Source organism: Burkholderia contaminans (assembly GCF_029633825.1).
Lineage (GTDB): Bacteria > Pseudomonadota > Gammaproteobacteria > Burkholderiales > Burkholderiaceae > Burkholderia > Burkholderia contaminans.
Map to the genome: position 1 here is coordinate 1,905,969 of NZ_CP090640.1, position 21,811 is coordinate 1,927,779.

Here is a 21,811-nt window from a genome sequence, read left to right on the forward strand (position 1 = left end):
GAAGATAGTTGGTAGGGTGGGAGGGACTCGAACCCTCGACTCTCTGATTAAAAGTCAGATACTCTAACCAACTGAGTTACCACCCCACGTTCTTGAAACCTGCCGGTTCGTTGCTTGAATAACTTGGGCAACGACCCGAAGAGCAAAAGATTATAGCGACGGGTTGTCAGGCTGTCAACAACCCGCCGCGATAATTATTTGATCGTCTCGAGCTTGCCCTGCGCGGTCTGCGCAGCGTTCGACCCGGCGTACTGCGACACGACCTGCTCGAACGTCTTCTTCGCGGCCGCCTTCTGGCCTTGTTCGAGCTGGTTCGTGCCGATTGCCACGAGGGCGTCGGCCGCGCGCGGATGCTGCGGGAACTTGCTGACGATCCCTTGCCACGTTGCAGTCGAGCCGCGGTAGTCGCGCAGCGCGTATTGCGCATTGCCGTACCAGTACTGCGCGGTCGGCTGGTAGGGGCTCTGCGGATACTTCGCGATGAACGCGCGGAACGAAGCCGCGGCCGCCTTGAAGTTGCCGTTGCGGAACTGCTGCTGCGCCGCATTGAGCGCATCCGTTTCACCCGGCTGCACGGTGCCTTCGACACCATCGATCGTCGCTTGCTGCGGCTCGAACTTCTTGAGCCGCGTGTCGAGATCCTGGTAGTACTCCTTCTGCTGCCGCTCGAGTGTCGTCAGCCGGTTCGTCAGATCCTCGTTCTCGCCGCGCAGCGTCGCGACCTGCTGGTTCAGCTGGTCGAGACGGCCGGATTGATCGAGGATCGTACGCTGGGCGGCGGACAACTGGCTCGCCAGGTTGTCGGTTTTGCTGCGCAGATCGAGCACGGCGCGGCGCGCTTCGTTGTCGTCGAACACGCCGGCGTGCGCCGGCGCGGCCGACCACGCCGCGCCGGCGACGCAGAATGCTGCAGCAACGCGCAGCAGGGATACACGGTGCGTCATACGGCGATTCTTCCGTTACTTACTGTTGGTAGACGAGGTCGGCGCGACGGTTCTGCGCCCACGATGCTTCGTCGTGACCCGTTGCTTGCGGCTTTTCCTTGCCGAGGCTCACGGCTTCCATTTGCGAATCGTTCACGCCGAGCAGCGCCATCGCACGACGGACGGCTTCCGCACGCTTCTGGCCCAGCGCGAGGTTGTACTCGCTCGTGCCGCGTTCGTCGGTGTTGCCCTGGATCAGCACGTGGCGCTGCGGGTGGCTCTTCAGGTACTGAGCGTGCTGCTGCATCAGCGGCTGGTACTCGTCCTTCACCGAATAGCTGTCGAAGTCGAAGTAGATACTGCGCTTCGCGAGCGGGCTGTTCGGGTCGTTCAGCGGATCGACGTTCACTTGCGCGACGTTGTCGGCGCTCGGTTGCGTGCTGACTGCGCCCGCGTTGTTTGCGTTGTCGTCGAGCTTCACGCCCGACTTGCACGCTGCGAGCGCGCTGATCATCATCACGGCCAGGGCCAGACGAGCTTTATTCGACATCATGTTTACTCTCCTTGTGGTCATTGCATGAAGGGCCCCCACGACGGCTCACGAACGGAGCCGCCCTGGACGGACAGGATTTGCGGCGGCGCGCTGCCGTCGGAGGGCACTGCTGCCAGAACATTGCGACCACCCGACTGGGTAGCGTACAGAAGGTACTGGCCGTTTGCCGCGAAGCTCGGCGATTCGTCGCGATTCGTATTCGTGATGGCGTTCGCCGCGCCGGTCTGCAGATCCTGAACGTACAGCTTGAAGCCCCCACCCGTGCGGGAGATGTAAGCGAGCAGCTTGCCGTCCGGGCTGACACGCGGACTCGTGTTGTAGCTGCCGGTGAAAGTCACGCGCTGCGCGGCACCGGCGCTTTCGCCCTGGGCCGGCATCCGGTAGATCTGCGGCGCGCCGCCGCGATCGCTCGTGAAGTAGATCCAGTGGCCGTCCGGCGAGTAGAACGGCTCGGTGTCGATCGAGCTGCTCTGCGTGAGACGGCGCAGGCCGCCGCCCGTCGAGTTGACCGTGTAGATTTGCGTGTTGCCCGTCAGCGACAGCGCGACGGCCAGCGTGTTGCTGTCCGGCGACCATGCCGGGGCGCTGTTGTTGCCCTTCTGGTCGGAGACGATGTAGCGGCGGCCGGTCGGCAGGTCGTGGATGTAGACGATCGGCTTCTTGCGCTCGAACGAGACATACGCGACCTTCGTGCCGCTCGGCGACCAGGACGGCGAGATGATCGGTTCGGTGCTCGACAGCGCGATGCGCGCGTTCTGGCCGTCCGAATCCGAGATCTGCAACTGGTAGCGGTTGCCGGTCTTGATCACGTACGACAGGCGCGTGGCGAACACGCCGCGCACGCCGAGCAGCTTCTGGTAGATGTAGTCGGCGATCTTGTGGCCGGCCGTGCGCAGCGTGGTGTCGGTGGCCGTCAGGGACAGGCCGCCGAGGCTTTGCTGCTTCACGGTGTCGTACAGGATGAAGTTGACCTTGTACTGGCCGTTCGCGTCGCGGTTCACGCTGCCGGCGACGAACGCATTCGCGCCCTTGGCCTTCCATGCGCCGAGATCGACCGATGCGCTCTCCGGCACGGGCGTGCTGCCTGCGTCGATGTTGGTGAATTTGCCGCTGCGGGCGAGGTCGGCGCGGACGATCGACGTGACCTGCTGCGGCAGGTTCGCCTCATTCGCGAAATTCGCGGTGGCGATGGGGAACTGGGTCGACCCGACACCGGTGATCAGCACGTTGACCTGGGCGTTAGCGGCGCTGCCCGCCGTAATCAGACACGAGGCCACGAGTGCCCTGAAACCTAGCTTTGTCATCAAACTCATGCTTCTTGCTTCCCGTATGACTTGGATCGCTGCGCAACGGCAGAGACAGTAAAAATACCCGATTCGTTCCCGTCCGACAGCGACGCCCGGAGTGTAAGCGCATTTCTTTTCACTCCGCCGCCTTGAAGGTAATCGTAATGTCCGACGGGGTATGACCGTTAGAATCGGGCGGCAACGGGACCGACGCGTGGATCGCATTCACCACGGCTTGATCCCACCCCGAATTCCCGCTGGAGCGGGAAACCGATGCGCTCAATACGTCACCGGACGGCGTGCACCGAATCTTGACGACGGTGGTCAGGCCTGATCGCTCGCCGCCCCAAACGATGTTCGGTTTGACGCGGCGGCGCACCTTGTCGGCATAGCCGGGCGTCGCGGCATTGCCGCCTGAGCCCGTGCCCGTGCCGCTTTTCGCGAGGCCTTCGCCGCCGCCTTCACCGGCGCCGGACAGGCCCTGCATCTGTGCCAGGCGTGCGCTGCGCTCGCGGTCGAGCTTCGCGTTCGCTGCCGCGCTGGCCTTCGCGCGTGCCGCGGCTTCGGCCTTCGCCTTGGCCTGGGCTTCCGCCTTTGCCTTCGCGGCCGCGTCGGCTTTCGCCTTCGCCGCCTGCTGCGCTTCGAGTTGCGCCTGCTTCTGCTGCTGGAGTTTCTGCTGTTCGAGCTTTTGCTGCTCTGCGAGCTGCTGTTGCTTGAGCTTGTCGGCCTGCTTCTGCTTGTCGCGCTCCGCGGCCTTCTGCGCGGCGAGCGCGGCTGCCTGCTGCGCCGCGAGCTGTGCGCGCCGAGTTTCCTCTTCCTGCCGGGCCTTCAGTTGCTGCGCGCGGCGCTGCTGTTCGAGCAGTGCTTCACGCGCGGCTGCTTCCTGTTGCCGCTTCTTCTGCTGCAGTGCGATGTCGGCCTGCTCGTCGCGCACCGGGGGAGGGGGCGGCGCGACCTTGACGGGCGGCGCGGGTGTGACAACGGGCCGCGGTGCGGGGACATCGGGCACTTCGGTCCACAGCTCGGCTTCGGCGCCGGCCGGCGTGCTGTTCTGCCACTGTACGCCGTGATACAGAAACAGCGCGAGCAGCACGTGCATCAGCGCGGCGAGCGCGAATGCGCGCCAGGTGCCGCGCTCGCGGGGAGGCTGAGGCGGGTAGGCGGAGCTGCGCGTGGATTGCTGCCGGTTCATTGCGATTTGACGAGGAGGCCGACGCGCTTGACGCCGCGCGCCTTCAGATCGGACATCACGGTCATGACCGCATCGTACTGCACGGTCTTGTCGGCCGCGATCACGACCGGCTGGTCGGGATGGTCAGCCTGCCGGGCCACGATGAAGCTGTCGAGCTCGGCCTTCGTCATCGTGTCTTCCTGGGTCGCGCCCGAGTCGCCCTTGTACTTGACGCTCATCGTGCGATCGGCCTTGATGTTGACGACGACGGGCGGCGTCTGCTCCTGCGGCGCGGCGTTGCCGACGGTCGGCAGGTTGATGATCGACGGGGCGACGAGCGGTGCGGTGACCATGAAGATCACGAGCAGCACCAGCATCACGTCGATGTACGGCACGACGTTGATGTCGGCCATTGCGCGGCGCGAGCGGCCGCCGCGCATGCTGGATCGGATGGGACTTCCTGCCATGGCGCGCTCCTTACTGGGCCTGACGCTGCAGGATGTTCGAGAACTCTTCGATGAAGGTCTCGAAGCGGATCGCGAGGCGGTCGATGTCGTGCGCGTAGCGGTTGTACGCGACCACCGCCGGAATCGCGGCGAACAGGCCGATCGCGGTGGCGACGAGCGCCTCGGCGATGCCCGGCGCGACGTTCGCGAGCGTTGCCTGCTGCACGTTCGCGAGGCCGCGGAACGAGTTCATGATCCCCCAGACCGTGCCGAACAGACCGATGTACGGGCTGACCGAGCCGACCGATGCGAGGAACGCGAGGTTCGCTTCGAGCACGTCCATCTCACGCTGGAAAGACGCGCGCATCGCGCGGCGCGCACCGTCGAGCACGAGGCCCGGATCGCTGATGCGCTTTTCCTTCGCCTTCAGGAACTCGCGCATGCCCGATTCGAAGATCCGCTCCAGCGCGCCGATCGTGTGGCGGTTGTTGGCGGCGCTCTGGTACAGCGCCTGCAGGTCGCCGCCCGACCAGAAATCCTTCTCGAAGCGTTCGGTCTGCGCGCGTGCGCGGCGGATCGCAAACCACTTGCGGAAGATGAAGGTCCACGACATCAGCGACAGCAGCAGCAGCAGCCCCATCACGGCCTGGGCCAGCACGCTCGCGTTGAGGACGAGGGAAATGATCGACAGGTCTTGAGAAGTGTTCATAGAGGTTTGAGTAACGTCCCTTCGGGGCGCCCGGTATGCGTGTGGCGCGGCGCGTCGGCCATGCCTGGCGCCGAACCTTGCTTAGTATCGAATCAGAAAGGCAAGTTCATAGGCTTTGTCTAAACGGCGCTCATGCGAGCTTCGTTGACAGTGCAGTCTGCCCGTCGTTGATGACGGGCCCGCGCTGCAGCGCGTCGAGCACGGCCGGCGGGATGGCCGCGGGCCGGATGCCGGTACGGTCGACGCAGCCGAGGCGGATGTGTCCGGCCACGAGCAGCGTGTCTCCACACCAGGCTTCCTGCGTGAATTCCACCGATGCACGGCCGATGCGTCCGGGCCGGCTCGTGATCGCCAGTGTGTCGTCGAGTCGCGCCGGGGCGCGGTAGTCGAGCGACGTGCTGCGGACGACGAAGATCGCGTCGGTATCGTCGGCGAGCTGGCGCTGGTCGATGCCGCATGCGCGCAGCCACTCGGTGCGGGCGCGTTCGAAGAACTTCAGGTAGTTGGCATAGAAGACGATGCCGCCTGCGTCGGTATCCTCGTAGTACACGCGCACCGGCCAGATGAAGCCGGACGGCGCTTCCGGGGAGCGGGTAGGCTGGGTCATGGCGCGCATTCTACCGGAAGCCAAGGGCCTGATTCGTAACCGATTCGTAACGGAATGTAGTATGCCGTAGCACACTGCGGGCCGGCCCGAGGGCCGGGCCCGCGTGGCTTCAGCCGCGGTGGACGGTCGGGCCGCCGGGGGCTTGCGCGACCGGCATCAGCTCGATCGTATTGACGTTGACATGCGCGGGGCGCGTCGCGATCCAGTAGATCGCATCGGCGATGTCCTCGGGCATGAGCGGCTGGACATTGTTGTAGACGTTCGCCGCCTTGGCGTCGTCGCCGCGATAGCGGACGTTCGAGAATTCGGTGCCGCCGCACAGGCCAGGCTCGACGTCGGTGACGCGCAGCGGCGTGCCGAGCAGGTCGGCGCGCAGGTTCAGGCTGAATTGTCTGACAAAAGCCTTGGTTGCGCCGTAGACGTTGCCGCCCGCATAAGGGTACGAACCCGCGACCGACCCGAGATTGAAGATGTGGCCGCGGCCGCGATCGATCATGCCGGGCAGCAGTGCGTGCGTGACCGTGACGAGGCCCGTGCAGTTCGTGTCGATCATCGTGTGCCACTCGTCGAGGCTGGCCTTGTGGGCCGGCTCGACGCCGAGCGCGAGGCCGGCGTTGTTGACGAGCACGTCGAGCGCCGCGAATTCGGCGGGAAGGGCGGCCGGCGCGGCCTCGACGGCCGCGCGATCGCGTACGTCGAGCTCGAGCGGCAGAAGGGAATCGCCGAGTTCGGCGGCGAGTGCATCGAGACGATCCTTGCGGCGCGCGGTCGCGACGACGCGGTGGCCTCCCGTGACGAAGGCACGGGCGATGGCGGCGCCGAAGCCGGCGGACGCGCCTGTGACGAACACGATCATTGCTGCTCCTGGTGGATGACAAAATAGCGAGTGATATCCCGCAAGCCTACTGAGATTGCCGCACCGCGGCAAGGCGGCACAGCGTTCCCGCACGGGCGCGTAGAGTCTGGCCCCAATTGCTTCCGGCGCACTGCCGTGCGGTTGCCTATTCATGACGCATCCAATACACTAATGCGCTCATCACCCCCGCGTGACTGGCGATAGAACCCTTCGGGTTCAAGGTGGAGCATCCCACCGTGAAGCGCGGGGCGCCGTTTTTGCCGTTCGCCTGGGCAGCCGTTGTGCGCCGTCGCGTGCATCGCCGGTGGCTGTCCTGCCTCGCGTCATACGGATTCTTCCGCCACGTCGAGCTGGTCCCGCCAGCAGCGCACCGTACTCGGCCGCTCCGGTCAACCTGTACACACTTAACGGAAACCGTATGTTTGACAGAGCCCAAAGCACCATTGCGAACGTCGATCCCGAAATCTTTGCCGCGATCGAGCAGGAAAACCGCCGCCAGGAAGATCACATCGAGCTGATCGCGTCGGAAAACTACACGAGCCCGGCGGTGATGGCCGCACAGGGTTCGCAACTCACGAACAAGTACGCGGAAGGGTATCCGGGCAAGCGCTACTACGGCGGCTGCGAATACGTGGATGTGGTCGAGCAGCTGGCGATCGACCGCGTGAAGCAGCTGTTCGGCGCGGAAGCCGCGAACGTGCAGCCGAACTCGGGTTCGCAAGCGAACCAGGGTGTGTTCTTCGCGATGCTCAAGCCGGGCGACACGATCATGGGCATGAGCCTCGCGCACGGCGGCCACCTGACGCACGGCTCGCCGGTGAACATGTCGGGCAAGTGGTTCAACGTGGTGAGCTACGGCCTGAACGAAAACGAAGACATCGACTACGAAGCGGCTGAGAAGCTCGCGCAGGAACACAAGCCGAAGCTGATCGTCGCGGGCGCGTCGGCGTTCTCGCTGAAGATCGATTTCGAACGCCTGGCGAAGATCGCGAAGTCGGTCGGCGCATACCTGATGGTCGACATGGCCCACTACGCGGGCCTGATCGCGGCAGGCGTGTACCCGAACCCGGTGCCGCACGCGGATTTCGTGACGACGACGACGCACAAGAGCCTGCGCGGCCCGCGCGGCGGCGTGATCCTGATGAAGGCGGAGTACGAGAAGCCGATCAACTCGGCGATCTTCCCGGGGATCCAGGGCGGCCCGCTGATGCACGTGATCGCGGGCAAGGCGGTGGCGTTCAAGGAAGCGCTGTCGCCGGAGTTCAAGGCGTACCAGGAGAAGGTGGTCGAGAACGCACGCGTGCTGGCAGAAACGCTGGTGAAGCGTGGCCTGCGGATCGTATCGGGCCGCACGGAAAGCCACGTGATGCTGGTGGACCTGCGTGCTAAAAACATCACGGGCAAGGCTGCGGAAGCGGCACTGGGCGCGGCGCACATCACGGTGAACAAGAACGCGATCCCGAACGATCCGGAAAAGCCGTTCGTGACGAGCGGCATTCGTCTCGGCTCGCCGGCAATGACGACGCGCGGCTTCGGTCCGGCGGAAGCGGAGCAGGTGGGCAACCTGATCGCGGACGTGCTGGACAACCCGGAAGATGCAGCGACGATCGAGCGCGTGCGCGCGCAGGTCGCCGAGCTGACGAAGCGTTTCCCGGTCTATCGCTGATCGACGATGCGCTGCCCGTTCTGCCGGCATGACGACACGCAGGTCGTGGATTCCCGCGTGTCCGAAGATGGCGCCGCGATCCGGCGGCGCCGTCGCTGCTCGGCTTGCGACAAGCGCTTCACGACGTACGAGCGGGTCGAGCTGTCCCTGCCGTTCGTCGTGAAGAAGGACGGCAGCCGCACGGAATTCGACCGTCGCAAGATCGTCGCCAGCATGCAACTCGCGCTGCGCAAGCGGCCGGTTGCTGCCGACGCGATCGACGCGGCGGTTGCCCGCATCGAATATCAACTGCTCGCGACCGGCGAGCGCGAAGTGCGTAGCGAGAAGCTCGGCGAACTCGTGATGAACGAGTTGCGCGGCCTCGATACGATCGCTTATGTCCGCTTCGCATCGGTGTATCGCCGGTTCGAGGACGTTTCCGAATTTGCCGACGTGATCGAAGAGTTCCGTCGTGCCTCTCCCGCCAAGACTCCACGTAAGCGCTGACGCGCTGCGTCCGTTCATCGTCTTCTCCGTTGAGTCAATTCGCGCCGATTGTGTCGGTCGCGATCGCATGCCGCCAGTCAGCCGTTCGGCAAATGGTGCGTGTCCGCACGTGTCGCTACAGTCGTCGCATCACCTTGGCGAAGGACGACGGCGATGGGACTGCACGCTCACCCCCTGAAAAATGTATTGCGACGCGCGGGCGGATTCACGCTCGTCGAACTGATGGTCGCCATCTCGCTGGCGGCCGGGCTCACGTTTTATGCCGCACCTGCGTTCGACCAATGGCGCATTCGCGAACGCGTGGATGCACGCTCGCGCATGTTGCTCGGTGCGCTGTCGTTTGCACGTACCGAGGCGACGCGTCTCGGCGTGCGCGTCACGCTGTGCCGGGCCGGTAGTGGTAGCGCCTGTCTACGTGCGGGTGAACGGTGCGACACGGCTGAATGGTCGTGTGACTGGATCGTCAGCGGGCAGGTCGACGGGCAGTCGCGCGTGCTGCGGCGCTATCCGCGCGATGGCGAAGTGGCCGTCGCGGGAGCCGCGCACGATCTCGCGTTCGCACCGCCGGTTGGTCAGGCAATCGGTGGCATCCGGCGCTTCGAATTGCGTCCGCGACGCGACGTTCCGGGGGCGGACGACGCGCATGCATCGCGTTGCGTACGAATCGCGGCAGGCGGCCGGGCGCGAGTTGTCGCCGGCCGTTGTGACGCGGCGTGAGGGCCATGCGCAATGCAATGCGCGGCACGTCGCTGATCGAAGCGATGCTGGCGATCGCGCTGCTCGCCACCGTGATGCTGGCTGTAGCGGGCAGCCAGTTTGCGATGGCGCGTGAGCAGCGCGCGACGATCTGGCGTGAGCGCGCGCTTTGGCTGGCCGATGCGCGTATCGAGCGCTTGCACGTCGCTGCGCAGGCCGACGATGGCCTCGCGACGCGGGCCGCGGCTTCGCTGCCCGGCGGCACGATGACGCGCGGTGACGGGCCGGATGGCATTCGCTACACGGTTGTCGGCTGGCGCGGCGGCAATGCGGCCACCGGGCCGCGATGCGAAGCGGCGGGACGCTCGGCGCAGCCGCCGTCGTGCGTCCGGATTCCGTATCGGGGGGCTGGCGCCGATGGACGCTGATCGCCGCATGCGTGCGCATACGTTGCTTGAAGTGTTGATCGCGATGACCGTCGGTCTGCTCGTGCTCGCGGCGGCCGGTGCGCTGTACCACGCGCAGCGCGTCGCACAGCGGCGCGCGGATGACGGGTTCCGGATGCGCGATGCTGCCGGCACCGCACTGATGCTGATCGGCCAGCAGATCCAGATGGCCGGATTTCGGCCGCTCGACATGGAACGCGTGTCGTCGTTGCCACCGGTGTTCGGCTGTTCGATGGCGCGTGTGAGGGGCGAGGGCGCGCAGGTACGGTGCGAGCCCGTGCGCGGTGCGTCGGACGCGTTGCTGATCCGGTATGTCGGCGATGCCGTATCGACGTGGCTCACCGCGAGCGGCCAGGTGTCGGATTGCCTCGGGCAGGGTGTCGGCGTGTCCGGCGATCGTGCGCCGGTGGAGAACCGCTTCGATGTGCACACCAGCCCTTCGACGGGCGAGCCTGAATTGTATTGCGAAGGAAGCGGCCGTCCGGGCACGCCGCAGCCGGTCGTGTCGGGAATCGATCAGTTGCGGGTGCGCTATCTTCGCCGCGGCGGCACGCAGTTCGTCGATGCCGATGCCTTGCGCGGCGACGACTGGCGCGATGTCGTGGCCGTGCATGTCTGCGTGCGGGCGCGCGGCGAACCGACGGGCGAGCCGGAGCGGCACGTCGACTGCGACGGCCGCACGATCGTTGCGCAAGACGGCCGCGGGCGTCTGACGCTCGATCGCATCGTCGGGTTGCGCAATGCTGCACACACATTCGACGATACGTCGCTTGATGTCACGGATGAACCCGGGGTGCCGCGATGAGTGGAACGGGGCCGGCGCGGGAGAAGTCGCGGTGCGTCGCGATACGCAACATGCATGGGCGAATCGAAACACGCTGTGACGGTCCGCGGCAGGCTGCAGGTGCGAAAGTCCAACCCGCGAGCCAGCACGCGCCACACATACGCTTGCGGTCAGCCGGCCGCGATTGGCGTCGCGACGCGGGCCTCGCATTGCCTGCGGTGATCGCGGTGGGCGCAGCGGTGGCGGCGCTGACCGGCACGTGGTTCGAAGCTGCACTGACGGAATCGCGCCGCACGCGCGCGTTATCCGATCGGCTGGTCGCATTCCACGCGGCCGACGCCGCGCTGGCAGCGTGCACCGCGCGATTGCGCCGGGGCTCGGCGCCGTACATGAGTGAAGGCGAGTCGCTCGCGGAGCCCGACGCGTGGCGGCGCATGCCGGCGCTGGGGGGCGCCGAAGCGTTCGCGCCGTTCGCCGGATGGCCGATGGCCGTTCAACCGCCGCGATGCCTGATCGAAGCGTGGCGCGGGGCGGGGCCGGCCGGCGGCCGCGCTTACGTCGTCACCGCGCGTGGCGTCGGTGCGCATGCATTAAGCGCAGTCTGGCTGCAGCACCAGGTCGCGATCCGTGATGGCCACGTCGTCGCCCTGCACTGGCGTCGCGTCGCGACGGTGCTGCGATGAACGGTCGCGCGTGCGTGTACCGCTCGGCGGGATTCACGCTGATCGAGTTGATGATCGTGCTCGCGATCGTCTCGTTGCTGGCCGGATGGGGCATCCCGTCGTATCGAGAGCATGTCGTGCGCGTTCATCGCGCGTCGGCGGTCGCCGCGTTGTACCGCGCGGCCCAATATCTCGAAACACTGGACGGTGTGCCACCCTCGGCATTGCCGGCGGCGCTCGCGCAAGCGCCGCCGGACGGGCGCGTGGTTTATCGACTGGCGCTGAAGCGGCCGGACCGCGACGATTCGCCGGTGACTTATGACCTGGCGGCCATCCCGCTCGACACCGGACTGATGCGCGACGATGCGTGCGGCGCATTCACGCTGCGTTCGGACGGCACGAAAGGCAACGTGCGAAGTGACGGCTCCGACGGACAGGTCGCGGCTTGCTGGGGTGCGCGTTGAGCTCGGAGGAAAGGCGCGCCACGGCGCCTGGCCGTGCGCGCAGGATGCCGACGACGGTCAGTCGTCTTGGGTGTCGAGACCACGCTCGTCTCGGGACTGCTTCCAGATCCGGTAGACCTCCCATGCCGCGAAACCGAGCGTACCCCACTTCAGTGCGGGGCCCGCGCTCGCGCGCAGCAGCGAGCGAACGGGTTTGGCGAGCACGAGCGATGCGAGCGAACTCAGCATCGGATACTGGTTGACGAGCTGGCCGAGGCTCGCGTTCAGGTTCTTGGCGGACTGGCTGAACTTGTTGCTGGACAGGCCGGGGATGAACACCTTGAGCCAGCTGAAGCGCGTGACGGCCTGGCGCATTTCGCCGGCGGCTTCCGCGAGTTCGAGCCGCTCGACTTCGGATCGCAGGATCAGCAGTTCCTTGCGGAGCGCGCGATGCTGTGACGCGCTCCAGTTCGATCGCGACGAATGGGAGCGGGGTGAATTGCCCGTGACGTTCTGGCTCATGGCGCGTCGGCGAAGTAGGTGGGAGGGGTGAGCGCGACTGCGTTCACGGCTTGCCGCGGAACAGCTCGCGGTCTTTCTCGAGTTCGGCGAGCGTCGCCTCGAATACGGTCGGCGCGGCGCGCAGGCCCGAGCGGGCCTTCAGTGCGCATGCGATCCCGCTCGCGGCATACAGCGCGGTGATCGCCGCGAGCGACTGCCAGCGGTAGGTATCCCAGAACGCGATCGCGACGAGCACGGTCAGGCTGATGAGTGCCATCGTGGCGAGCATCATCGCGGCGAGCCCGAGGAACAGCACGCCCATCAGGCGCTCCTTCTCCTCGGCAAGCTCGATACCTACCAGTTCGAGGCGCGTTTGCAGAAGGCCGATCGCGGAGCCGACGAGGCGGCGCAGCGGTCCTTGGCCGGACGGCTGCGAGGTGGTGTCTGTCGTCATGGGTAAGGTGCGTGCGCGTGCAGTGTGCAGCCAGGACAAAGCCGGCAGGCGGAAACCGCCGGCTGGCTTCGACGCCCGCAAGCCGCGCGACGCGGCCCACGGGACGAAACAGCGCAGAGCGCGTTACTTGCGGTTGATCAGCAGACCGATCAGCACGCCGACGCCCGCGGCGACGCCGATCGACGTCCACGGATGCTCGTGCACGTAATCGTCGGTCGCGCGTGCGGCCTTCTTGCCTTTTTCGACCACGACGACCTGGACGTCGGCTGCCTTTTCCTTGGCCTGCTTGAGGCGCGACATGGCTTTCTCGCGCAGCTCGGCCGCACGGTCGCCCGTGCTGCTCGCAGCTTGCTTGAGCAGGTCTTCGGCGTCCGAGAGAACGGTTTTGATATCCGACATCAGTTTCTCCTTGTTGATTTCCGACATTGCAACTCCCTTCGTGCTGTCATGCTGCAGGTTCACATCGTAGCGAAACGCCTGCCTGCTGGCGAGCCGGGAAGACACACAACGGCAGTGCAAGACCGCATGGTAAACGACTTGTAATCATCAACAGAGCGGCAAACGGGGTGAAAAGTTTCCCAGCGGCCGCCTGTCCGGCACCGGCACCAGGCAAAAATGACAAAAAAGTATGAATATCAAACGGAATAATCGTTCGCATGCCGCATTGCTTCCCGTAAGCTGACAGACTTTCCCGCGCCGACCCGGGCGCGGTTTCAACCAGCATCGTTCGAGGAGGGAACATCATGAGTCTGCGTCTTGGCGACATCGCACCGGATTTCGAGCAGGAATCGAGCCTGGGCCCGATCAAGTTTCACGAATGGCTGGGTGACGGCTGGGGTGTCCTGTTCTCCCATCCGGCCGACTACACGCCGGTGTGCACGACCGAACTCGGGCTGACCTCGAAGCTGAAGGGCGAATTCGAGAAGCGCAATGTAAAAGTTATCGCGCTGTCGGTCGACGGTGTCGAGTCGCACAAGGGCTGGATCAACGACATCAACGAAACGCAGTCGACGGTCGTTGGTTTCCCGATCATCGCCGATTCGGACCGCAAGGTTTCGCAGTTGTACGACATGATCCACCCGAACGCGAACGAAACGCTGACGGTGCGTTCGCTGTTCGTGATCGACCCGAACAAGAAGGTGCGGCTCATCATCACGTACCCGGCCAGCACGGGGCGCAACTTCGACGAAGTGCTGCGCGTGATCGACTCGCTGCAACTGACCGACAACTACAAGGTCGCGACGCCCGGCAACTGGAAGGATGGCGACGACGTCGTGATCGTCCCGTCGCTGCAGGATCCGGAAGAGCTGAAGAAGCGCTTCCCGAAGGGCTTCAACGCGGTGCGTCCGTATCTGCGCCTCACGCCGCAGCCGAACAAGTAAGCGTCGGCTGCACATGAGCGCGATACCGGGCCGGCGGCCCGGCGCGCGGATCCGATGGAACACGGCCCGCCCGGCATGACTGCCGGGCGGGCCGTGTCTTTTGCGCGAGCACGGCGTGGCGCGGTTGCCGCGCTCGCCGCATCCGGATGATCAGAAGAATGCCTGGATGCCCGTCTGCGCGCGGCCGAGGATCAGCGCGTGGATGTCGTGCGTGCCTTCGTACGTGTTGACCACTTCGAGGTTCACGAGGTGGCGAGCGACGCCGAATTCGTCGGAGATACCGTTGCCGCCGAGCATGTCGCGCGCGAGCCGGGCGATGTCGAGTGCCTTGCCGCACGAGTTGCGTTTCATGATCGACGTGATCTCGACGGCCGCCGTGCCTTCATCCTTCATCCGGCCGAGGCGCAGCACGCCTTGCAGGCCGAGCGTGATTTCGGTCTGCATGTCGGCGAGCTTCTTCTGGATCAGCTGGTTCGCGGCGAGCGGCCGGCCGAACTGCTGGCGGTCGAGCACGTACTGGCGCGCGGTGTGCCAGCACGACTCGGCGGCGCCCAGCGCGCCCCATGCGATCCCGTAGCGCGCCGAGTTCAGGCACGTGAACGGGCCGCGCAGGCCGCTCACGTTCGGCATCAGGTTCTCTTCCGGCACGAACACCTCGTCGAGGACGATCTCGCCGGTGATCGATGCGCGCAGCCCGACCTTGCCGTGGATCGCGGGCGCCGACAGGCCTTTCCAGCCTTTCTCGAGGATGAAGCCGCGGATCGCGTCCTTGCCGTTCTCTTCCAGCTTCGCCCATACGACGAACACGTCGGCGATCGGCGAGTTCGTGATCCACATCTTTGCACCGGACAGCGAGTAGCCGCCGGGCAGCTTTTTCGCGCGGGTGACCATGCTGCCCGGGTCGGAGCCGTGGTTCGGCTCGGTCAGCCCGAAGCAGCCGATCCATTCGCCGGTGGCGAGTTTCGGCAGGTATTTCTGCTTCTGCGCGTCGGAGCCGAATTCGTGGATCGGGACCATCACGAGCGACGACTGCACGGACATCATCGACCGGTAGCCCGAGTCGACGCGCTCGACTTCGCGGGCGATCAGGCCGTAGCTCACGTAGTTGAGGCCGGGGCCGCCGTATTCCTCGGGAATCGTCGGGCCGAGCAGGCCGACTTCGCCCATCTCGCGGAAGATTTCGGCGTCGGTGCGTTCGTGGCGGAACGCTTCGGTGACGCGCGGTGCGAGCTTGTCCTGCGCGTACGCCTGTGCGGCATCACGCACCATTCGCTCTTCTTCGGTCAGTTGCTGGTCGAGCAGCAGCGGATCGTCCCAATGAAAAGTTGCAGCACTCATCGTCTCATCTCCTGTCGGCCCGAGTTAGCGCTTCAGCGCTTACTCGGGTCCCATGCTTTGCGGTCGGCCCGAGTCAGCACTTCAGCGCTTGCTCGGGTCCCATGCTTTGCAGTCGACCCGAGTCAGCACTTCAGCGCTTGCTCGGGTCCCATGCTTTGCAGTCGACCCGAGTCAGCACTTCAGCGCTTGCTCAGAGCCCACGCTTTGCAGTCAACCCGAGTCAGCCCTTCAGCGCTTGCTCAGATCCCACGCTTTGCAGTCAACCCAAGTCAGCACTTCAGCGCTTCCCCCGGACCTCATGCTTTACGGTCGGTCCCTGATTCAGCCGGGTTTGTTGCCTGAGAGTTTGCTTGACGGAAGTTCCGCTGTGCGGAACAATGTTTTGCAAATCGAACCTAGTGTAGCACCAGATGACACTTTCAACCATCGACGAAACCACGATCGACGAACGCAAGTTCGTCGTCGCGCTCGCGCGCGGGCTCGACCTGCTGCGTGCATTCCGGCCCGGGGAGACGATGCTCGGCAACCGCGACTTCGCGGAGCGCACCGGGCTGCCGAAGGCGACGGTGAACAGGCTCGCCTACACGCTGACCGTGCTCGGCTACCTGCGTTACGACGAGACGCTCGGAAAGTATGCGCTCGACGCCGGCGTGCTGTCGCTCGGCTACGCGCTGCTGTCGGGCTCGGGCACGATCGACCTTGCGCGGCCGCACATGCAGGCGCTCGCGCGCGACATCGGCGCGGCCGTGTCGCTCGGTTGCCGCGACGGGCTCGACATGATCTACCTGGAGACGATCCGCAGCGAGACGGCGCTGACGCTCGGGCTTGCGCCCGGCTCGCGGCTGTCGATGCTGACGAGCTCGATGGGGCGCGCGTACCTGGCCGTGCAGCCGGAAGACGTGCGCCGCCAGCTTTATGCGGAGCTGCATCGTGCGGCCGGCGGCGCGGCCGACGCCGATGCGCTCGTCGCCGCCGCGCAGCAGGCGGTGGCGGAGTTCTCGGCGGGTGGCTGCTGCTATTCGTTCCGGGCGTGGCACATGGACGTCAACGCGGCGGCCGTCCCGTTTCGCGAGCCGCGCGAGGGGCGCTGGCTGATCCTGAGCTGCAGCGGCCCCGCATCGTCGATGGACGAGGACGTGTTCCGTACGCAGGTCGGGCCGAAGTTGAAGGCGCTCGCGCAGCGGCTCGGGCAGACGGCCTGAGCGAGGGGCGTGAACGGCAAGGGGGGGGGCGTCGCGGTTACGGTCCGGCAGCATACGAGCACGATGCCGCGGCCGGTTGTGCCACGGACGAACCGCGCGCATGATCGTTCGCCAGCTCACCGACGAAGAGGCTCGCCATGTCTCACACAGAACCGATGGAAGGCGGATGCGCATGTGGCGCGATCCGGTACCGGATCACCCATGTTCCGACCGATGCCGGTTTTTGCCACTGCCGGCTCTGTCAGCGCACGACCGGCGCGGCGGTCGTCGCGTCGGCATCGGTGCCGATCGACGCGTTCGAATACCTGCAAGGCGAGCCGACGGTGTATGCGTCGAGCGCGTGGGGCGAGCGGCGCTTCTGCGGCCGTTGCGGCGCGCAGCTCGAATACCGGCTCAGCGATGCTCCCCGGACGGTCGAGATCAATTACGCGACGCTCGACGAGCCGTCACGGCTGCGTCCGGCCTGGCATGTCTGGTATGGGGATCGCTTCCCGGGCATCGAGATCGACGACGATCTGCCCAAGTACGATGATGATGGAAGGGCGTAAGCGGTAGGTAAGCGCCGACATCGACGGTGCCGGAAACGAGGCGCGCACGTTCCCGCGAAGCCGGTCTTTTGACGAGGCGGGCAACACACCGCCGGGCATCGGACGACGAGGCAAGCCACGCGGCCCGATTCCCCGTTACATCACCTGCATTCCACTTTCGGCACATGACGCTCCGCATGTGCGGCGCCCCTCATCCACCGAGGCTCAGGCCGTCACGACCTTCGCAAACACGGGCCCCTGCATGAACCGCACGTCGTACTGCCGCAGCAGCTCGCACTGCGTTTCATCGACGACGCCGTCGAAGATCAGCGGAATCCGCACGCGCTGCGCATAAGCGACGAGCGCCTTGACCATCCCGTCGCGCAACGCGATGCCCGCATCCATCTTGATGTAGTCCGGGCGCGCCATGTCCGATTCGACCGCGAGGATCCGGCCCGGGTCGGGCAGCTTGTCCGCGACCTTGAAGCCGTGATGCTGGTAGCTGCGGGTCAGGTAGCCGAGGAAGGTCTTGTGCGCGACCGCGACCGCCGGCAGCTCGATCACGACGCGCTCGGCCGGCAGCCCGAAGCGCTGCAGCACCGACGAGAAATGCTTGCCGTGGTCGTACTTCACGCTCTTCAGCAGCCGTTCGTGCACACGCAGGAACAACAGCCCGTGGCGCTGCGCGCCGAAGAAGTTGATCGCGTGCAGCGCGCGCGACAGGCGGTCGATCGCGACGAGTGTCTGGTCGTCGACGGCCGAGTCGACCGGATCGTGCGCTGCACCCGTGACGACCGTCACGGCCTGGAAGCCGAGCTCGTCGCCGTAGCGCTCGATCGCGTCGGCGAACGACGTCGATTGCGGCGCACCGGGCATCGTCACGTCGTAGATCGGTTCGTAGGCGCTGCCGAGCGTGCGCTCGGGCAGGTTCGCGCTTGCGGTGCCGCCATCGGCGAGCGTGAGGTGATCCCGCAGATACGGCAGTTGCCCGGCACGGGCGACCAGCTCGGGAATGGTGGGCGGAATCATCGGCGTAAGAAGGAAAAACGGCGGCCGAACGGGTCGCCTCGTAGCTTGATATTAGCAGCGCCGGCCAAGCTCGGCTTGGCGTTTCGCTCATATGGTTATCCCGTCGTCGACGCTTCGCCTAGGGTTTACGTTTATTTCACTATTCGTAATTGGTTTTACCATTCGTAAATCCAAGATTTGTCGCCGATCAAGAAATGCGGCATGCGGGCGCCGAGAAACGGCGCCGTTCACGAATCAACAGGAAGCAAGGAGCGAGACGTGGCGGTTGACAGGAATGGCACGCGGGAGAGCGGCGCGGCGCGCCGGCAGGCGACGGGCGGGATGGGCGTATCGGCCCGCGCCCGGCAGGGTTGAAGCGCGGATGGCGACCATGAGCATCGATTACCAGACGCTGAAGTTCGAATACCACCCGCGTGCGCAGGACACGACCGTTCACCCGGTGATCGTTGTCGGCGCGGGCCCGGTGGGCCTCGCGGCCGCGATCGACCTCGCGCAGCAGGGCGTGAGCGTCGTGCTGCTCGACGACGATGACACGCTGTCGACCGGCTCGCGCGCGATCTGCTTCGCGAAGCGCACGCTCGAGATCTTCGACCGGCTTGGCTGCGGCGAGCGCTTCGTCGACAAGGGCGTGAGCTGGCATGTCGGCAAGGTGTTCCTGCAGGACGAGCAGCTTTATGCGTTCGACCTGCTGCCCGAGGAAGGGCATGCGCGCCCCGCGTTCATCAATCTGCAGCAGTACTACGTCGAAGGCTACCTGGCCGATCGCGCGTTCGAGTTGCCGAATATCGATATCCGCTGGAAGCACAAGGTCACGGGCATCGACCAGTCGGCCGAACATGCGGTGCTGACGATCGAGACGCCGGACGGCGTCGCGACGCTGCGCGCGCAGTACGTGATCGCGGCCGACGGCTCGCGCAGCCCGATGCGCACGATGATGGGCCTCGAAAGCCACGGCCGCACGTTCAAGGACCGCTTCCTGATCGCCGACGTGAAGATGAAGGCGGAGTTTCCGACCGAGCGCTGGTTCTGGTTCGACCCGCCGTTCCACCCGAATCAGTCGGTGCTGCTGCATCGCCAGCCCGACAACGTATGGCGCATCGACTTCCAGCTCGGCTGGGATGCGGACCCCGTCGCCGAGAAGCAGCCGGAGCGCGTGATCCCGCGCGTGCGTGCGCTGCTCGGGCCGGACGTCGAGTTCGAGCTCGAATGGGTGAGCGTCTATACGTTCCGCTGCCAGCGGATGGAGTCGTTCCGGCACGGCCGTGTGCTGTTCGCGGGCGATTCCGCGCACGGCGTGTCGCCGTTCGGCGCACGCGGCGCGAACAGCGGCGTGCAGGACGCCGACAACCTCGCATGGAAGCTGAAGCTCGTGCTCGACGGCCGGTCGGCCGACAGCCTGCTCGACACGTATGCGAGCGAGCGTGAATTCGCGGCCGACGAGAACATCCGCAACTCGACGCGCTCGACCGACTTCATCACGCCGAAGAGCCCGGTGTCGCGTGTGTTCCGCGACGCGACGCTGAAGCTCGCACGCGACTGCGAATTCGCGCGCAAGCTCGTGAACAGCGGCCGCCTGTCGGTGCCGGCAGTGCTGGCCGATTCGCCGCTGAACACGCCGGACCGCAACGGCGACGCGTTCGCGGGCGCGATGCCGCCGGGCGCGGCGGCGGCCGATGCGCCGGTACGTACGCAGGGCGCGTCGGGCTGGCTGCTGCAGCACCTGGGCAGCGGCTTCACCGGCGTGCTGTTCGGGTTGCCGGGCGATGCGGCCGCACTCGCGCAGGCGCTCGACGGCCTCGCGCTGCCGGTGCGGCCCGTGCTCGTCGTGCCGGCCGGGCATGCGCAGCCGGTCGCGGGTGTCGACGTCGTGGAGGACGTCGACGGCCTTGCTGCACGGCGCTACGACGGAAAGCCCGGCACGTTCTACCTGCTGCGTCCCGACCAGCACGTTTGCGCGCGGATGCGCACGCTCGAGCGTCAGGCGCTGGCCGATGCGCTGGCGCGCGCGACCTGCGCATGCTGAAAACGATAAAGACACCGGAGACTCCGTCATGCCCCCACTCGACACCCGCCCGCGCCTGGCCGACCCGGACGCGTTCTACGAAGCGCTGATCGACATGCATCGCGACCTGTCCGACGCAGACAGCCAGCTCGTCAACGCGAAGCTGATCCTGCTTCTCGCGAACCAGATCGGCGACGCCGACGTGCTGCGCGAAGCGATGGCGCTCGCGCGCCAGGGCGTGACGCCGCCCGTGCATCCGACCGCCGAGGTGGCGCAGTGAACGCGGCGGCCGATACGCGCGTGCTCGAAGTCGAGCGCGTGATCGACGAGACCCATCGCCCCGGCTTCCACTGGATGCTGCTCGTGTTATGTGGACTGTGCCTCGTGATCGACGGCTTCGATGCGCAGGCAATGGGCTACGTCGCACCGAGCGTGATCGCCGAATGGGGCGTGCCGAAGCAGGCGCTTGGGCCCGTGTTCAGTGCGAGCCTGTTCGGGATGCTGCTCGGTGCGCTCGGCTTGTCGGTGCTGGCCGACCGGATCGGGCGGCGCCCGGTGCTGATCGGCTCGACGCTGTTCTTCGCGGTAACGATGCTCGCGACGCCGTTCGCGGGTTCGATCCCGGTGCTGATGGCGCTGCGCTTCGTCACGGGCCTCGGCCTCGGCTGCATCATGCCGAACGCGATGGCGCTGGTCGGCGAGTTCAGCCCGGCCGCGCATCGCGTGAAGCGGATGATGATGGTGTCGTGCGGCTTCACGCTCGGCGCGGCGATCGGCGGCTTCATCAGCGCCGCGCTGATTCCGGCGCTCGGCTGGCGGTCGGTGTTCTTCGTCGGCGGCGCGGTGCCGCTCGTGCTGACGATCGCGATGCTCGCGCGGCTGCCCGAGTCGCTGCAGTTCCTGGTGCTGAAAGGGCGCGTCGCGCAGGCGCGCGACTGGCTCGCGCGGTTCGCGCCGCAAGCCGGCATCGATGCGAATACGCGGCTCGTCGTACGCGAGCGCGCCGCGACCGGCGCACCGGTGGCCGAGCTGTTCCGCCATGGCCGCCTGCCGGTCACGCTGCTGCTGTGGGCGATCAGCTTCATGAACCTGATCGATCTGTACTTCCTGTCGAACTGGCTGCCGACCGTGATGCGCGACGCGGGCTATTCGCCGGGCACGGCCGTGATCGTCGGCACGGTGCTGCAGACGGGCGGCGTGATCGGCACGCTGTCGCTCGGCTGGTTCATCGAACGCTACGGCTTCGTGCGCGTGCTGTTTGCATGCTTCGCGTGCGCGGCCGTGTCGGTGGGGCTGATCGGGTCGGTCGCGCATGCACTGCCGTGGCTGCTGGTGGTCGTGTTCGCGGGCGGGTTCTGCGTGGTCGGCGGGCAGCCGGCCGTGAACGCGCTCGCGGGCCAGTATTACCCGACGTCGCTGCGCTCGACGGGCATCGGCTGGAGCCTCGGCATCGGCCGGATCGGCTCGGTGCTCGGGCCGCTCGTCGGCGGACAACTGATTGCGCTGAACTGGACCAACGGCGCGCTGTTCCATGCGGCCGCGGTGCCCGTGCTGTGCTCGGCGCTGTTCGTGCTGGGACTGGCCGGCGTCACGCGGCGCAACGATGCGCAGGCGCCGAACGCCGCCATGAATTGAGGGAGAA

General features: G+C 66.1%; 27 protein-coding genes, 1 tRNA gene and 1 riboswitch. Of the genes, 13 read left to right on the forward strand and 15 right to left on the reverse strand.

Annotated features, from left to right (window positions below; translation table 11 throughout):
- Window positions 1-9: 9 nt before the first annotated feature.
- The 9 genes from LXE91_RS08835 to LXE91_RS08875 all read right to left on the reverse strand — a co-directional run bounded on the left by LXE91_RS08835 (window position 10) and on the right by LXE91_RS08875 (window position 6,551).
- Window positions 10-86 (reverse strand) — tRNA-Lys (locus tag LXE91_RS08835).
- A gap of 108 nt (window positions 87-194) precedes the next feature.
- Window positions 195-944: a tol-pal system protein YbgF gene (gene ybgF / locus LXE91_RS08840; RefSeq protein WP_039361280.1), complete on the reverse strand. Its 750-nt coding sequence runs from the start codon at window positions 942-944 to the stop codon at window positions 195-197.
- 19 nt (window positions 945-963) lie between these two features.
- Window positions 964-1,476, reverse strand: a complete 513-nt coding sequence (gene pal, locus LXE91_RS08845) for a peptidoglycan-associated lipoprotein Pal (RefSeq protein WP_039361278.1) — start codon at window positions 1,474-1,476, stop codon at window positions 964-966.
- A 17-nt stretch (window positions 1,477-1,493) separates the two neighbouring features.
- Window positions 1,494-2,789: a Tol-Pal system beta propeller repeat protein TolB gene (gene tolB / locus LXE91_RS08850; protein WP_039361276.1), complete on the reverse strand. Its 1,296-nt coding sequence runs from the start codon at window positions 2,787-2,789 to the stop codon at window positions 1,494-1,496.
- Between the two features lie 109 nt (window positions 2,790-2,898).
- Window positions 2,899-3,954: a cell envelope integrity protein TolA gene (tolA, locus tag LXE91_RS08855; protein ID WP_039361274.1), complete on the reverse strand. Its 1,056-nt coding sequence runs from the start codon at window positions 3,952-3,954 to the stop codon at window positions 2,899-2,901.
- Window positions 3,951-4,400: a protein TolR gene (gene tolR, locus LXE91_RS08860; RefSeq protein WP_011351075.1), complete on the reverse strand. Its 450-nt coding sequence runs from the start codon at window positions 4,398-4,400 to the stop codon at window positions 3,951-3,953. Before tolR ends, tolA begins: the two co-directional genes overlap by 4 nt.
- Before the next feature lie 10 nt (window positions 4,401-4,410).
- Window positions 4,411-5,088, reverse strand: a complete 678-nt coding sequence (tolQ, locus tag LXE91_RS08865; RefSeq protein ID WP_021157170.1) for a protein TolQ — start codon at window positions 5,086-5,088, stop codon at window positions 4,411-4,413.
- A 130-nt stretch (window positions 5,089-5,218) separates the two neighbouring features.
- Window positions 5,219-5,704 (reverse strand): tol-pal system-associated acyl-CoA thioesterase, encoded by a 486-nt coding sequence (ybgC, locus tag LXE91_RS08870; protein ID WP_039361271.1) that lies wholly within the window; start codon window positions 5,702-5,704, stop codon window positions 5,219-5,221.
- A 100-nt stretch (window positions 5,705-5,804) separates the two neighbouring features.
- Window positions 5,805-6,551 (reverse strand): SDR family NAD(P)-dependent oxidoreductase, encoded by a 747-nt coding sequence (locus LXE91_RS08875; RefSeq protein WP_039361269.1) that lies wholly within the window; start codon window positions 6,549-6,551, stop codon window positions 5,805-5,807.
- A gap of 180 nt (window positions 6,552-6,731) precedes the next feature.
- Window positions 6,732-6,832, forward strand: a riboswitch (ZMP/ZTP riboswitch).
- Window positions 6,833-6,969: 137 nt separating this feature from the next.
- Here LXE91_RS08875 and glyA point away from each other — a divergent pair.
- From glyA to LXE91_RS08910, 7 genes are all read left to right on the forward strand, one after another.
- Window positions 6,970-8,217, forward strand: coding sequence for a serine hydroxymethyltransferase (gene glyA / locus LXE91_RS08880; RefSeq protein WP_039361267.1), 1,248 nt, complete (start codon window positions 6,970-6,972; stop codon window positions 8,215-8,217).
- 6 nt (window positions 8,218-8,223) lie between these two features.
- Window positions 8,224-8,703, forward strand: a complete 480-nt coding sequence (gene nrdR, locus LXE91_RS08885; protein ID WP_006476792.1) for a transcriptional regulator NrdR — start codon at window positions 8,224-8,226, stop codon at window positions 8,701-8,703.
- A 153-nt stretch (window positions 8,704-8,856) separates the two neighbouring features.
- Window positions 8,857-9,420 carry a GspH/FimT family pseudopilin gene (locus tag LXE91_RS08890; protein ID WP_039361265.1) on the forward strand — a complete coding sequence of 188 codons (564 nt, stop codon included), beginning with the start codon at window positions 8,857-8,859 and terminating at the stop codon, window positions 9,418-9,420.
- Between the two features lie 17 nt (window positions 9,421-9,437).
- Window positions 9,438-9,827 carry a type IV pilus modification PilV family protein gene (locus LXE91_RS08895; RefSeq protein WP_220497419.1) on the forward strand — a complete coding sequence of 130 codons (390 nt, stop codon included), beginning with the start codon at window positions 9,438-9,440 and terminating at the stop codon, window positions 9,825-9,827.
- The gene (locus tag LXE91_RS08900; RefSeq protein ID WP_039361261.1) at window positions 9,817-10,650 is read left to right on the forward strand and encodes a PilW family protein; all 834 of its coding nucleotides are present in this window, start codon (window positions 9,817-9,819) and stop codon (window positions 10,648-10,650) included. Before LXE91_RS08895 ends, LXE91_RS08900 begins: the two co-directional genes overlap by 11 nt.
- Before the next feature lie 200 nt (window positions 10,651-10,850).
- A complete protein-coding gene (locus LXE91_RS08905; RefSeq protein ID WP_039361544.1) occupies window positions 10,851-11,312 on the forward strand; it encodes a hypothetical protein in 462 nt (153 codons plus the stop codon).
- Window positions 11,309-11,755 (forward strand): type IV pilin protein, encoded by a 447-nt coding sequence (locus LXE91_RS08910; protein WP_052760097.1) that lies wholly within the window; start codon window positions 11,309-11,311, stop codon window positions 11,753-11,755. Before LXE91_RS08905 ends, LXE91_RS08910 begins: the two co-directional genes overlap by 4 nt.
- Window positions 11,756-11,812: 57 nt before the next feature.
- On the opposite strand, the gene LXE91_RS08915 is transcribed toward LXE91_RS08910, so the two are convergent.
- The 4 genes from LXE91_RS08915 to LXE91_RS08930 form a co-directional block, all read right to left on the reverse strand.
- Window positions 11,813-12,256, reverse strand: coding sequence for a DUF3318 domain-containing protein (locus LXE91_RS08915; protein WP_039361256.1), 444 nt, complete (start codon window positions 12,254-12,256; stop codon window positions 11,813-11,815).
- 43 nt (window positions 12,257-12,299) lie between these two features.
- The gene (locus LXE91_RS08920; protein WP_039361254.1) at window positions 12,300-12,689 is read right to left on the reverse strand and encodes a phage holin family protein; all 390 of its coding nucleotides are present in this window, start codon (window positions 12,687-12,689) and stop codon (window positions 12,300-12,302) included.
- A 123-nt stretch (window positions 12,690-12,812) separates the two neighbouring features.
- Window positions 12,813-13,115, reverse strand: coding sequence for an ElaB/YgaM/YqjD family protein (locus LXE91_RS08925; RefSeq protein ID WP_006494044.1), 303 nt, complete (start codon window positions 13,113-13,115; stop codon window positions 12,813-12,815).
- Window positions 13,116-13,134: 19 nt separating this feature from the next.
- On the reverse strand, window positions 13,135-13,347 hold the full coding sequence (locus tag LXE91_RS08930; RefSeq protein ID WP_152683221.1) for a hypothetical protein: 213 nt from the start codon (window positions 13,345-13,347) through the stop codon (window positions 13,135-13,137).
- Window positions 13,348-13,432: 85 nt separating this feature from the next.
- Between LXE91_RS08930 and LXE91_RS08935 the strand changes: the two genes are divergently transcribed.
- Window positions 13,433-14,071 carry a peroxiredoxin gene (locus LXE91_RS08935; protein WP_039361250.1) on the forward strand — a complete coding sequence of 213 codons (639 nt, stop codon included), beginning with the start codon at window positions 13,433-13,435 and terminating at the stop codon, window positions 14,069-14,071.
- A gap of 150 nt (window positions 14,072-14,221) precedes the next feature.
- On the opposite strand, the gene LXE91_RS08940 is transcribed toward LXE91_RS08935, so the two are convergent.
- Window positions 14,222-15,409, reverse strand: a complete 1,188-nt coding sequence (locus LXE91_RS08940; RefSeq protein WP_039361249.1) for an acyl-CoA dehydrogenase — start codon at window positions 15,407-15,409, stop codon at window positions 14,222-14,224.
- A gap of 410 nt (window positions 15,410-15,819) precedes the next feature.
- Between LXE91_RS08940 and LXE91_RS08945 the strand changes: the two genes are divergently transcribed.
- Both LXE91_RS08945 and LXE91_RS08950 read left to right on the forward strand, forming a co-directional pair.
- Entirely contained in the window at window positions 15,820-16,611 is a 792-nt protein-coding gene (locus LXE91_RS08945; RefSeq protein ID WP_039361247.1) for an IclR family transcriptional regulator, read from the forward strand.
- A 137-nt stretch (window positions 16,612-16,748) separates the two neighbouring features.
- Window positions 16,749-17,159 carry a GFA family protein gene (locus LXE91_RS08950; protein ID WP_039361245.1) on the forward strand — a complete coding sequence of 137 codons (411 nt, stop codon included), beginning with the start codon at window positions 16,749-16,751 and terminating at the stop codon, window positions 17,157-17,159.
- 204 nt (window positions 17,160-17,363) lie between these two features.
- Here LXE91_RS08950 and LXE91_RS08955 read toward each other — a convergent pair whose 3' ends face one another.
- Entirely contained in the window at window positions 17,364-18,167 is an 804-nt protein-coding gene (locus LXE91_RS08955) for an EAL domain-containing protein (protein WP_039361242.1), read from the reverse strand.
- Between the two features lie 361 nt (window positions 18,168-18,528).
- On the opposite strand from LXE91_RS08955, the gene LXE91_RS08960 reads away from it, so the two are divergent.
- From LXE91_RS08960 to LXE91_RS08970, 3 genes are read left to right on the forward strand one after another with little or no spacing between them, the layout of a single operon-like run.
- The gene (locus tag LXE91_RS08960) at window positions 18,529-20,190 is read left to right on the forward strand and encodes an FAD-dependent oxidoreductase (protein WP_039361240.1); all 1,662 of its coding nucleotides are present in this window, start codon (window positions 18,529-18,531) and stop codon (window positions 20,188-20,190) included.
- Between the two features lie 28 nt (window positions 20,191-20,218).
- On the forward strand, window positions 20,219-20,449 hold the full coding sequence (locus LXE91_RS08965; protein WP_039361239.1) for a DUF2783 domain-containing protein: 231 nt from the start codon (window positions 20,219-20,221) through the stop codon (window positions 20,447-20,449).
- Window positions 20,446-21,804, forward strand: coding sequence for an MFS transporter (locus LXE91_RS08970; RefSeq protein WP_039361237.1), 1,359 nt, complete (start codon window positions 20,446-20,448; stop codon window positions 21,802-21,804). Before LXE91_RS08965 ends, LXE91_RS08970 begins: the two co-directional genes overlap by 4 nt.
- Window positions 21,805-21,811: the final 7 nt, after the last annotated feature.